General features: G+C 50.7%; 11 protein-coding genes. All 11 read right to left on the reverse strand.

From position 1 onward, the window contains the following. Positions 1-22: 22 nt before the first annotated feature. The 11 genes from pstA to hpf all read right to left on the reverse strand — a co-directional run bounded on the left by pstA (position 23) and on the right by hpf (position 12,584). The gene (gene pstA / locus EKM91_RS02920) at positions 23-907 is read right to left on the reverse strand and encodes a phosphate ABC transporter permease PstA (RefSeq protein WP_125749532.1); all 885 of its coding nucleotides are present in this window, start codon (positions 905-907) and stop codon (positions 23-25) included. Further along, the gene (gene pstC / locus EKM91_RS02925; RefSeq protein WP_125749535.1) at positions 907-1,827 is read right to left on the reverse strand and encodes a phosphate ABC transporter permease subunit PstC; all 921 of its coding nucleotides are present in this window, start codon (positions 1,825-1,827) and stop codon (positions 907-909) included. The genes pstA and pstC overlap by 1 nt, the downstream gene beginning before the upstream one ends. Before the next feature lie 9 nt (positions 1,828-1,836). Next, entirely contained in the window at positions 1,837-2,676 is an 840-nt protein-coding gene (locus EKM91_RS02930; protein WP_274379971.1) for a phosphate ABC transporter substrate-binding protein PstS family protein, read from the reverse strand. A gap of 197 nt (positions 2,677-2,873) precedes the next feature. Next, on the reverse strand, positions 2,874-4,526 hold the full coding sequence (gene pnpS / locus EKM91_RS02935; RefSeq protein WP_125749538.1) for a two-component system histidine kinase PnpS: 1,653 nt from the start codon (positions 4,524-4,526) through the stop codon (positions 2,874-2,876). Then, positions 4,519-5,235, reverse strand: coding sequence for a response regulator transcription factor (locus EKM91_RS02940; RefSeq protein ID WP_125749541.1), 717 nt, complete (start codon positions 5,233-5,235; stop codon positions 4,519-4,521). The genes pnpS and EKM91_RS02940 overlap by 8 nt, the downstream gene beginning before the upstream one ends. Further along, positions 5,232-6,347: a PDZ domain-containing protein gene (locus tag EKM91_RS02945; RefSeq protein ID WP_125749545.1), complete on the reverse strand. Its 1,116-nt coding sequence runs from the start codon at positions 6,345-6,347 to the stop codon at positions 5,232-5,234. Before EKM91_RS02945 ends, EKM91_RS02940 begins: the two co-directional genes overlap by 4 nt. Before the next feature lie 161 nt (positions 6,348-6,508). Beyond that, positions 6,509-7,402, reverse strand: a complete 894-nt coding sequence (ftsX, locus tag EKM91_RS02950; protein WP_125749548.1) for a permease-like cell division protein FtsX — start codon at positions 7,400-7,402, stop codon at positions 6,509-6,511. Then, positions 7,386-8,072 carry a cell division ATP-binding protein FtsE gene (ftsE, locus tag EKM91_RS02955; RefSeq protein WP_125749551.1) on the reverse strand — a complete coding sequence of 229 codons (687 nt, stop codon included), beginning with the start codon at positions 8,070-8,072 and terminating at the stop codon, positions 7,386-7,388. Before ftsE ends, ftsX begins: the two co-directional genes overlap by 17 nt. Before the next feature lie 115 nt (positions 8,073-8,187). Continuing rightward, positions 8,188-9,304, reverse strand: a protein-coding gene (prfB, locus tag EKM91_RS02960; protein WP_125749554.1) for a peptide chain release factor 2 whose coding sequence is annotated in 2 segments (ribosomal slippage) — positions 8,188-9,231 and positions 9,233-9,304 — 1,116 coding nt in all. Because the reading frame shifts where the segments join, the coding sequence is not laid out codon by codon here. 93 nt (positions 9,305-9,397) lie between these two features. After that, positions 9,398-11,767 carry a preprotein translocase subunit SecA gene (secA, locus tag EKM91_RS02965; protein WP_125749557.1) on the reverse strand — a complete coding sequence of 790 codons (2,370 nt, stop codon included), beginning with the start codon at positions 11,765-11,767 and terminating at the stop codon, positions 9,398-9,400. Positions 11,768-12,035: 268 nt separating this feature from the next. Beyond that, the gene (hpf, locus tag EKM91_RS02970; protein ID WP_125749561.1) at positions 12,036-12,584 is read right to left on the reverse strand and encodes a ribosome hibernation-promoting factor, HPF/YfiA family; all 549 of its coding nucleotides are present in this window, start codon (positions 12,582-12,584) and stop codon (positions 12,036-12,038) included. Positions 12,585-12,652: the final 68 nt, after the last annotated feature.

Consider the following 12,652-nt stretch of genomic DNA (forward strand, 5'->3'; position numbering starts at 1 on the left):
ATTGCTCCTTTTGCAATGGTGTTTAGCCTGCAGTCATCCGCTTATATAACCGGTTGCCGCCCCAACGCGCCAAAAGATTAAAGGCGAGCACGGCCAAGATCAAAACGGCAGATGCCCCGGCAGAAACGGCAGCCGCATCGGGCTGGATCCCTTCAGAATTGATCTTCCAGATATGGACGGCTAACGTTTCTGCCGGCCGAAAGGGATTCAAAGGACTGGCGATGTGCAGCGGATTCCAATCAGCAAAATTCAGTGCGGGAGCGCTTTGCCCTGCTGTATAGATCAACGCCGCCGCTTCACCAAAGACTCGCCCGGCACCTAAGATCATCCCGGTCAAGATCCCTGGCAATGCTTCTGGGATCACGACATGCACAACGGTTTCCCAGCGGGATAACCCCAATGCCAAACCCGCTTCGCGTTGCGTAAACCCAACTTGGCGCAAGGAGTCTTCAACATTGCGCGTCAACAATGGCAAGTTAAACATCGTTAACGCCAACGCGCCTGAAAGAATCGAAAAACCAAATTTGAATTGTAGCACGAATACCAAAAAACCGAATAACCCAACGACCACAGAAGGCAAAGAGCTCAAGATCTCGATCGCAGTCCGCACCACATCGGTGAGCCAATTTTTCTTCGCATATTCAGCTAAATAGATCCCTGCACCTAATGCCAGCGGCACTGAGATCACCATCGACAACAGCAACAGATAAAACGAATTGAACAGCTGAATGCCGATGCCGCCGCCAGCTTCAAAAGACTTGGCCGGACTGGTCAAGAAATGCCAAGAGACATGCGGCAGCCCTTGAACCAAAATATAACCCAACAATCCGGCTAAGAGTAAGACGATAATGCCTGCGATCAAGTACAACACGCCTGTCATCATTTTATCAATGGCTTTTGCAGACATTATTTCATCTCCCCTTTCTTCCCGATCCAGCGGATCAACAGATTAAACGCCAAAGACATCAGTAACAGCAGCAGCGCTAGCGACCATAAGGCGTTATTTTCCAGCGAACCCATCACCGTATTCCCGATCCCCGACGTCAACACCGAAGTCAAAGTCGACGCTGGACTGATCAGATCTTTCGGCAGCAATGCGGCATTGCCGATCACCATTTGGACCGCTAAGGCTTCCCCAAAAGCTCGGGCCATCCCAAAAACGATCCCGGTTAAAATCCCAGGCATCGCCGCGCGCAAAACGACGCGCGAAATCGTCTGCCATCGGGTGCCGCCAAGTGCCAAACTGGCTTCGCGATAATGCCGCGGCACTGCTTTGAGGGCATCTACAGTCATCGACGTGACCGTAGGCAAGATCATGACGAATAACACAAACGTCCCGGCTAAGATCCCAAATCCGGTACCGCCAAAAACCGTTCGGATCACCGGTACGATCACAGATAAGCCGATGAACCCATAAACCACACTGGGAATGCCCACCAATAACTCAATGACCGGCTGGAGGATCTTCTTGCCTAAGTTTGGGGAGATCTCTGTCATAAAAATCGCCGCGCCGACAGCAAATGGCGTTGCCACCACCGCTGATAAGAACGTGACCCCAAAACTGCCGACGATCATCGGCAACGCCCCTACTTGCGGGATCCCATGGGCATCTTTGACTGCCGGGGCCCAAGTACTCTTGGTCAAGAAAGTGAAGAGGTTGATCTTATTCGTAAAAAAAGTCGCCAAGCCGCGCGAAGCAACGAAGAAAAAGATCGCCAAAACGACCACCACGATCAAACTGATACAGGCCAAACTGATCAAATGACCGCGACGCTCTAATTTAGCTGAATGGGAACGGTGCAGCATTGCTTCTTTAATGGGATCCATGAGCGCCTCCTACTTGCGAACCACGTTACCTTGAGCGTCACGTGCCACTTGCATCGCGGTCATGGGAATATAACCCATTTTAGCGACTAAGCGTTGTTGTGTTTGCTCAGATTGCATATATGTCAAAAACTTGTGCGTCAATCCAGTGGGCTGGCCTTTGGTGTACATATGTTCATAGGACCAGATCGGCCAGGCATTGGTGGTGACGTTTTTTTCCGTTGGCGCAACGCCGGCAAGCGATAATGTGGCGACTGTCTTGTCCACATACGAAAACGCCACATAAGAAATCGCCCCTGGCGTGCTGGCAACTATCGAGCGGACCATGCCAGTCGAATCTTGTTCTTGCGCCGCTAATGGTTGGCGCCCATTCATCACCCATTTTTCAAACGTGGCACGAGTCCCTGACCCTTGCGCGCGGTTGACCACAACGACTGGCAGGTCTTTGCCGCCTACTTGCTTCCAATTCGTGATCTCACCGGTGAATAATTGCCGCAGCTGAGTCACCGTCAAATTTTTGACCCCCACCCCTCGATGGACGATGGGGGTGATACCGACCACCGCAACGCGATGATCGACCAATGATTTTGCTTTGATCCCCGGCTTTTCTTCAGCGAACAGATCAGAATTTCCGATCTCAACAGCGCCTTGTTGGATCTGGCTTAAGCCGGTGCCGCTGCCGCCGCCTTGGACGTTGATGAAGACCCCGAGGTGATCGCTTTGATATTGTTCTGCCGCAGCCTCGACTAATGGCTGCAACGCAGACGAACCTACTGCGGTGATCGATTCACCACTACTATCTTGTGCGCCACACGCCGCAAGAGTGACCATGCTCAAGGCGGCGAAGAAAATGCCGAGAAGTTTTTTCACGTCGTACCTCCGTATCGATATCGTCACTCAGTGTACCAAGCCACTGTAAATGTTAACGTCGGCGTGTGTAAAAAAGGCGTAAAACCCACCTTTTTGGGTGAAAAACACGCCTTTCGCCTAAATGAAAGCGTTTCCCAACCTTAGCTTACGCCCAACCAACGCAAAACGCGAGTCTAAAGTCATGCTAACGGCAAGGTCACCGTAAAGGTCGTGCCCACCCCGACTTGCGAGTGTAAGTCGATGTCGCCGCCTAGCTGCTGCACCATTTCAGCCACGATCGCCAAGCCCAACCCGGTGCCGCCATTGTGCCGACTGCGGGCTTTATCCACACGATAAAAGCGCTGGAAGATCCGTTGTTGATCATCGGTTGCGATACCGATGCCGGTATCCGCCACCTTGAGGGTCAATTGATGGTCCGCAGTGGTGGCCGTGACGGTCACAGTACCTTGTTCGCGATTATAAAAGACGGCGTTATTCAGCAGATTCCGGACCACTTGCGACAACTTCACATCATCGCTTTGAATGGTCAGCGTTTCAGGGATCGCCACATCAACGGTCAACGCTTTTTCTGCGATCGGCTCTGCAAGGCTCGTCAGCGCTTGCTTGACCAACCCAGCAAGATCAACTGCGGTATGCTTGGCCGGTGCGTCTGAAGGCCGGCTCAACGTCAAGATATCCGTGATCAACTGCGTCAAGCGCGTACTTTCATCATGAATGATCGTCAAAAATTGCTCTAACGTGGCAGGATCATCCTTGGCGCCTGCCAATAAGGTTTCGGCAAACCCAGAAATAGCCGTCACTGGTGTCTTGAGTTCATGACTGACATTGCCGACGAAATCTAATTGCATTTGTTCGACTTGCCGCAAATAGGTCACATCATACAAGATCACCAAGACTTGTTCACGATCGGCATGCGCCTTTAAGGCAATCACATTGGCATCAACGGACAGCTGCGTGTTTAACATGGTCATTTCTTTATGATGGCTCTTTTGATTGCGGAAGGTATGTTCGATCATCCGCGCCAGACCATACGTTTTGACATCATCAAGATAATTATGTTCATCTGGGGCGATCGGATGGCCCACAAACGTCGCCATTGCTTGGTTGCTCAATAAAACATTGCGGTCCGCATCGATCAACATGACCCCTTGGGGTAAATGATCGATCAACCGGTCAAAGCTGGCCTGACGCAGCAGCACTTTTTGGCGCAAATGGGCAACGGTTTGCTCCAAGCGGTTGATCTCTGTGCCCATCGCCAAAAACGGTGAGCCTGGGGTCAAGATGATCGGGCTGACATTATGTTCTGTCCGAATGCGCGCAATATTATGCGTCATCGTCGCCACATGCCCGGTCCAATACCGATGCCGGCGCAAACTCCACACCAACAACCCGCACATCACCAGCCAGTACCCAGAAGTAAACCACACCATAGTCGTGGGCGCAACGCGCGCCAATGTTGCTTTGGGCTGCCACAACCCAACAAAGTGGTTGTGTTGCCGCTCAGCGATGTAAAGCTGCTCATTGGTTTGACCCACCCGCACGACGACTGGCTGCCGGCCGACGATCGTCCGTTCGCGATCGATCAAGTCTTGCATCAACTTTTGCCGTTGCGTTTGCGGTTTGCCCACTAATGGCGTGATCACCACCGCTTGATCCTTGGCTAAAGTCGCAGAGGCTTTTTCATCCAGATCTAAATAGGTTTGATACACCGCTTTGAGATGTGCCGTTTGTTGATGATACAACAACCGGTCGACGCCAACGATGATGATGAAAAAGCCTGCTATTGCCAGCAGGCTTGACCAGATCACTTGACGGTTTATGCGACTACTCATGAGGAACCTCCATTTGATAACCAAAACCCCGGACAGTTTTGATATAAACCGGATGTTTGGGATCATCTTCGATCTTATCGCGTAAATGGGACACTTGAATATCGACCATGCGCGTTTCTGCAGGATATTCAAACCCCCAGATGCCATTCAATAACGCATCACGAGACAAGATCTTCCCGACTCGTTTGGCAAAAAAAGCCAGCAATTCAAACTCCTTAGGGGTCAAAGACAGGCGTTGGCCGCGTTTGGTCGCTTGATAATTGTCGGCGTCGATCTGTAATTCACCGACAGTCAACATGGCGCTGGCAGTAGGCGTTGGGGCAGCTGCTGATGGCGAGTCTTGCCCATTCACCCGCCGCTCGATGGCTTTGATCCGCGCAACGATCTCGCGCGGTGAAAACGGTTTGGTAACGTAATCATCTGCGCCTAGCTCCAAGCCGACAATTTTGTCGGTTTCAGAGTCCTTGGCGGTCAAGATCATGATCGGCGTGGCAATATCGGCACGGCGGATCTTTTTGGTCACTTCCAAACCATCGAGTTTCGGCAGCATCAAGTCTAAAATAATGAAATCAAACGGCTCTTGTAAGGCTAAGGTCAACGCTGTTTCGCCATCACCAGCTGTCGTCACTGCAAAATGCTCTTTTTCGAGATTATATTGCAACAGCGTCACGATCGCTGGTTCATCGTCTACCACAAGGATCTTTTTCATTCGAGTTCCTCCGCAAAAGTAATCATGCCCAATTCATGTGGGGCCCCTTCATAAATCGCTGTTTCACATAATCGGATCTCACCATCCAACCCTGAAACTCGCAGGCGACAATATGTGGGATGCAGCTGGATCGCAGCGTAAAGTTGTGCCGAATTGTGCACTGCCAGTTGATTGCACTGCAACACCACATCCCCTGCCAACAGTCCCATTTTCGCTGCCGGCGTTTGCGGCTGCACGGCGACGATCCGCACGCCTGTCCCGGTTTGTGAAACGTAATTGATGCCGCCGCGCGTCGTCAAAGCGTTGACGAGCCCTAAAATAATGCCGCTGCCAGCCAAGATCAGCAACCAGGTTTGCGCAAAATCAGGGGTGACCCAAGCGGCGATGGCAGCTAACAGCGTCACGCCGCCAGCCGCCAAATATTGCCATGCCCAGCGTCGTAAAACGTGCTTAGGTAATTGTTTTTTAGTCCGCAGCGCTGCGCCTAGCATCAATGGCAAGCCGATCAAGCTAAAATGCGTCGCCCCGATCGCAAGCGTCGGCCACCAAGGCAAAGCCGCCAACATCCCGCCGCTCACCGGCATGACCAAAGGCAGCCAGTAAAATTGCCGATGATCATACACCGCGATCTTTGCACCGCGCTTACCCATCTTGATCGTGGGCACATCGATCGGCGGATCGATCACGGCTAACAACAACGCATTGATCAGCCACACGATCGCGATCAACGCCAACAGCCGCCAAGCCCATTCACTCGGTGCAGTCACTGGCCAATGTTGCCATCTTGCCAGCGGTGCCGCTACAATGCCGGCCAAAGCCAGCCACCAAGGCGCGTAGCCTAAGCCTGATAACAGCAAGGCCACGATTGATAACAGCGTCAAGCTCAACAAGACGCTTGCTGGAAGCAGCAAGCCTGCCCCGATGCTGATCAAGCTGACAACGATCGCACTGCCGACGCCGCCGATCAACCCTGCCCACAACCCCATTGCAGAACGGTCGATCGCCGTCAAAAAAACCTTGCGCTCATGGGTCAAACGCCGCCACTGCCAAAAAATCGCGATGATGAAGCCGACTCCTGTTACTGGGCCGAATATGGTCATTAATAGTCGCACTTGGTTCACCTTCCTGTTCTTTCCCAGTATAGCATGTAACGGTGATTTACCGAACGCACGACACTGCCGCTAGCACAATGACAGCGGATACATTTGCCCTTTAGACGTAAAATCTTTGTAAAAAAACGACGCACCATTTTGGCGCGCCGCTTTGATGCTCTTTAAATTTTTAAGAAGCGCCGCATTGATACGACCGCCCCTAAGGCCCCGATCACAACGCCGATCGCCGCCAAAGCCAAGTCTAACCAGATCAAAAACGGTACTGATGCGTACAGTGAGTAGCCGTTAGCGGCTGTGGTCAAGCCGGCATTACGATAAACTAACGAGTAGCCAATATCAACGACCAACATCGGGATCAACGCCCCTAACAAGCCAGTCCATGCGCCTTCCAGCAAGAATGGCCAACGGATATAGCCGTTAGTCGCCCCCACTAAGCGCATCACCCCAATTTCGTCTGCACGCGACAAGATCGTGATGCGGATGGTGTTTGAGATCAAGAATACGGCCACAAACAGCAATAAGATCGTAAACCCAACGCCCCAGCGCTGAATGGTATCAACCGTCTTAAACAGCTTCTTGGCAGTACTTCCGCCATAGGACGCCTCGGCAACACGCTTCAGCTTTTCAGCTTGCTTGGCGACGCTGATCGTCGCCTTAGGATCTTTGGTATCGACCATGAACACGTTATTCAAGGGGTTCTTATCCCCTGAAAACATCTTCCACTGGCTCCCATAACTGCCAACGATCGTATCAAGTTCCGTTTTAGCGGATCGATAGCTGACCTTTTTGACATTTTTGAGGGCCTTAAGTTCTGTTTGCAGCTTGGCTTCTTGCTTCTTGGTCGTGCCGCGCTCAACATAGACCCGTACCCGGACGTCGTTTTCGACTTGTGACGAGATCCGATTGACGTTGAGCAGCAAGGCCATGAAGATCCCTACCAACAATAAGGTGACCGTCACTGCAGAAACCGCGGCGACAGACATCCAGCCATTACGCCGGAGACTCTTCCAGGAGTCTTTGAGGTGATGCTTCAATACATTAGGCTTCACGACCATAACTCCCTTCCTTTTCGTCACGGATCACACGCCCACCCGCGATTTCTAAGACGCGGTGGGTGTGCTCATCGACCATCTGCTGATTATGCGTCGCCATAATGACCGTGGTCCCTGTTTTGTTGACCCGGTCTAAAATGTCCATGATCCCTTCAGCCGTTTCAGGATCCAAGTTCCCGGTTGGCTCATCTGCGATCACGACTTGCGGCTTGTTGACGATCGCCCGCGCGATCGACACCCGCTGCTGTTCGCCACCCGATAATTCAGATGGAAAACGCCGCAACTTTTGCTCCAAACCGACCATTTTCAACACTTCTAACACCCGAGGACGGATGTCTTTTTCCGGCGTTTCGATGACTTGCATCGCATAAGCCACATTTTCATACACGGTCAAGCGTGGTAACAGCTTAAAGTCTTGGAACACGATCCCGATCTGCCGCCGCATAAATGGAACCTCTTTGGGCTTCATGGTGCTGAAATCAAAGTTATTGATCTTGATGCTGCCTTCAGTCGGGGTCAGTTCATGATAGAGTAATTTGATAAACGTTGATTTGCCGGCCCCACTGGGACCGATCACGTAGACAAACTCACCGGGTTCAACGGTGAGATTCAAGTCCTTCATCGCGATGACGCCATTGTCATACTTCATCATCACGTTTTTCATCTGGATCATGTCGATGGTCTCCTTTTTTCAAACTGCGTCCAGTATAACAGCCGGATACAACAGAACGATTGCAGACAGATTACAAAATGACCGCGTAACATTGCGGTTGTCGCTATCACCTTAGCTACTCCGGATTTTCACTCGCTAATTGCCACTGCAAATACGCATAAATAAACGGATTCAAGTCCCCATCCATCACCGCTTGGCCATTGCCGGTTTCGTAATTGCTGCGATGATCTTTGACCATCGTATAGGGGTGGAAAACATACGAACGGATCTGCGAGCCAAACGCGACATCCAATTGTTGTCCTTGGATCGCGGCGGCTTCTTGGGCTTTTTTCTCTTGTTCCCGTTGATACAGTTTTGCCTTCAACATGCCCATCGCTGTATCTTTATTCTGAAATTGGCTCCGCTGGGCTTGGCTGGAAACCACGATGCCTGTGGGAATGTGGATCAAGCGCACCGCTGAACTGGTTTTATTGATGTGCTGGCCGCCAGCCCCGCTCGAACGAAAGACTTCCATTTTGATGTCATCTGGTCGAATATCGATATCGATACTGTTGTCTAACTCAGGCATCACATCGACCGAAGCAAAACTGGTATGCCGGCGTCCGGCTGAATCAAATGGTGAGATCCGCACTAGCCGATGCACGCCTTTTTCGCTGCGCAACATGCCATACGCATTTTCTCCGTTGATCAACAACGTGACGGATTTGATGCCAGCTTCATCCCCAGCTAAATAATCGGCAACTGCCACACTGAACCCGTTTTGATCGGCCCAACGCTGATACATGCGCAACAACATGCTGCCCCAGTCTTGTGATTCAGTGCCGCCAGCACCAGGATGGATTTCTAAGATGGCATTGTTGGCGTCATATTTGCCATTTAACAACAGCGCCATTTCATAATTGTTCATTTGCGTTTGCAAAGCAACGATCTGCTGTTCAAAATCTGCTTGCATTTCCGCATCCGGCTCATCTTGTAACAGTTCAAATGAAACTTGCAAGTCATCTAACTGATCGCTTAAAGCATAAAATTGATCATGCTTGTGCTTCAAGACATTGTTCGCATTGATCACCTTTTGGGCGGCCGCTTGATCATCCCAAAACCCAGGCTCTGCCATGCGGCCTTCGTTTTCAGCGATACGTTCATTCAAGGCATCGAGGTCAAAGAGACCCCCTAAATTGATTTATTTTGGTCCTTAATTGCGCCAATGTGTTGCGCGCTTCTGCTGCTTCCATGACAGCCTCCTTCATTTTCGTTAAACAAGCAAAAAGCCGAGCCTAAGCCCGGTCTTCTACCGATTGGTTGCGCCTGATCACCGCTGATCGGTACTAGCGGCGAATATTTTGCCGGATTTCAGCCTTCATGAACAGACGGGTCACATCTTCATCCATGTGCGCGATCATTTCTTCAAACATCCGATAAGCTTCTTCTTGATATTCGACCAACGGGTTCATCTGCCCATAGCCGCGCAGGCCAACAGATTGCCGCAGTTGATCGAGCACATCGATATGATCGGTCCAAAGCGAATCAACGACTCGCAGGATCACCACTTTTTCAAATTCCAGCATCTGTGCGCGATCGCCCAGCTGCTTGAGTTTTTGTTCATAATTGGCTTCAGCCAGTTCTTCGATCCGCTTGATCAACCCTTCTTGTGTGGGGTTGCGTGTAGCCAGATCTGCTAACTTCAATGTGTCCGGGCTGACCATATTGCTGGTGACGTAATCATAGATCTTATCCAGCTGCCATTGGCTCTTATCGCCTTGGGTGTGCAACTGGACGATCCGGGTAATGCAGCGATCGATCATCGACATCAAGACCGGCTTGAGCGAATCTTCTTCGTTAATCACCTGTTGACGCTGCTTGTAAATGACTTCACGTTGCTCACGCATCACATCATCATATTGCAAGGTGTTTTTACGCGTATCGTAGTTGTTCCCTTCGACCCGTTTTTGGGCGGATTCAACGGAACGTGAGATCATGCGGCTGCGGATAACTTGTTCATCATCTTCCAGCTTAAAGCGATCAAGCATTGCCTTGATTCGATCTGAACCGAACCGTTTCATCAAATCATCTTCCAAAGACAAGTAGAACTGAGTTGAGCCGGGATCCCCTTGCCGGCCAGAACGGCCACGCAACTGGTTGTCGATCCGCCGCGACTCGTGCCGCTCGGTCCCGATCACGGCTAAGCCGCCAACTTCTTTAACGCCAGGGCCCAGTTTGATATCAGTCCCCCGCCCAGCCATGTTGGTCGCAATAGTAACTGCTCCGCGTTGACCGGCGTTCATCACGATTTCAGCTTCGCGCGCATGGTTTTTGGCGTTTAACACTGAATGCGGAATGCCTTCTTCATCGAGCATCTTGGACAAGCGCTCAGATGATTCGATCGCAACAGTCCCAACTAGGATCGGTTGGCCTTTGGCGTGGCGCGCTTTAATATCAGCGGTAACGGCTTTGAATTTGGACTCCAATGTTGGATATAAAATATCTGGCGCATCGACCCGGGCGATCGGGCGGTTCGTCGGGATAGAAATGACGTTCATGTTGTAGATTTCGCGGAACTCTTCTTCTTCTGTTTTCGCCGTCCCAGTCATCCCCGACAGCTTGTTATACATCCGAAAGAAGTTCTGATAAGTGATCGTCGCCATGGTTTGGTTTTCATCTTGGATCTCAACGCCTTCTTTGGCTTCGATCGCTTGATGCAACCCGTCTGAAAAACGCCGGCCTTCCATGGCCCGCCCAGTAAACGAATCAACGATCAAGACCTCACCATCTTTGACCATATAGTCGATATCTTTGAGCATGATGTAATTCGCCCGCAACGCTTGGTCCATGTGGTGCGTCAGCGCGGTGTTTTCAGTATCATAAAGGTTCTTTAACCCGAAAGCTTTTTCCGCTTTGCGAATCCCTTGTTCTGTTAAGCTGATCGTCTTGGTCGGCCAATCGATTTTATAATCGTCGTCTTCTTTCAACGTCTTCACAAAACGATCCGCTCGGATGTACAAGCCATTGGACTTTTCAGCACCGCCAGAAATGATCAACGGTGTCCGCGCTTCATCGATCAAAATCGAATCCACTTCATCGACAATGGCATAATTCAACGGGCGTTGAACCATCTGTTGCTTGTAAACGACCATGTTATCCCGCAGGTAATCAAACCCAAGTTCCGAGTTAGTCGAATAAGTGATGTCGGCATTGTAGGCTTCACGCTTTTCATCACTGGACTTGTCATGGGTGTTCAGCCCAACTGAAAGGCCAAGCCAATTATAGAGTTCACCCATTTCAGTTGCATCACGCGCACTCAGGTATTCGTTGACGGTGACAACATGCACGCCTTCTCCGGCTAACGCATTCAAATATACCGGCATGGTGGCAGTCAAGGTTTTCCCTTCACCAGTCTTCATCTCGGCGATATTCCCTTCATGCAAAGTGATCCCGCCAATGATCTGCACCCGAAACGGGAATAAGCCTAAGACCCGCTTGGCGCCTTCACGGGCAACCGCAAAGGCTTCAGGTAAAATATCATCTAAAGTTTCACCGTTTTCCAAACGCTTTTTGAGCGCTGGTGTTTTGGCTTGTAATTCCTCGTCGCTCAACGCTGCATATTCATCTTCATATGCAATGACTTCATCGGCGATCTTGCCTAAACGCTTAACTTCACGTTTATCGTTTTCGACCCATTTTTTTAGTGGATTTGCCATTAATTAATTTCCCTTCTTGTCATAAACTGTGTGATCAAGTGCTGATCACTTCGGTACCCAATGACGCGAGGCCCTTGAGAGCCTACTCCAGCAGGTCGCAGCTAATAGAAAAAAGCGCCACGACCGGACAATATCTTATATATTCTAGCATTGATTGTGCCGCTTGAAAACTGGTGGCCCTAAATCTCCGGAGATTCTCTGAGCACAGTCGTCATCGATTTGTCGATCAAAAAAAGGCTGGCGCTTGGGCCAGCCTTTCGAATTTGAATTATTCGTCGGTTTCGATCAAGCCATAACGGCCATCGCGACGCTTGTACACAATGCTGGTCCCGGAGGTTTCAGCATCCTCGAAGATGAAGAAGTTGTGACCCAGCATGTCCATTTGCAAGATGGCTTCTTGAGAATCCATCGGCTTCAAGGAAACCCGCTTGGTCCGTACAACTTGTAAAGAATCTTCTTCCGTGTCATCCACGGCATCAGGTGCGGCAACTTGGATCGGTTCTAAGCCCTTTTCACGGGACTTGCGGTTGATCTTGGTCTTGTACTTGCGCACCTGCCGTTCCAGCTTGTCGGTCACCAGATCGATGCTGGCATACAGATCCGGACTGGTTTCTTCAGCCCGCAGTGTCAGATAAGACAACGGGATCGTTACTTCAACCTTGGCCGTCTTGTCGGGGTAAACTTTCAGATTCACATGCGCGATCGCTTGAACCGAGTTATCAAAGAACTTGTTCAGTTTGCTGATGCGCTTTTCGACATAAGACCGAATGGCATCGGTGACCTCGATGTTTTCGCCACGAACGTTGTATGTTAGCATGACACTTCTCCCCTTTCATCCGTGCTCCTAAAATTCAGGAAACACGCGGGTCGGCAGGATATAAAACC

Source organism: Lacticaseibacillus baoqingensis, assembly GCF_003946165.1.
Taxonomy (GTDB): domain Bacteria; phylum Bacillota; class Bacilli; order Lactobacillales; family Lactobacillaceae; genus Lacticaseibacillus; species Lacticaseibacillus baoqingensis.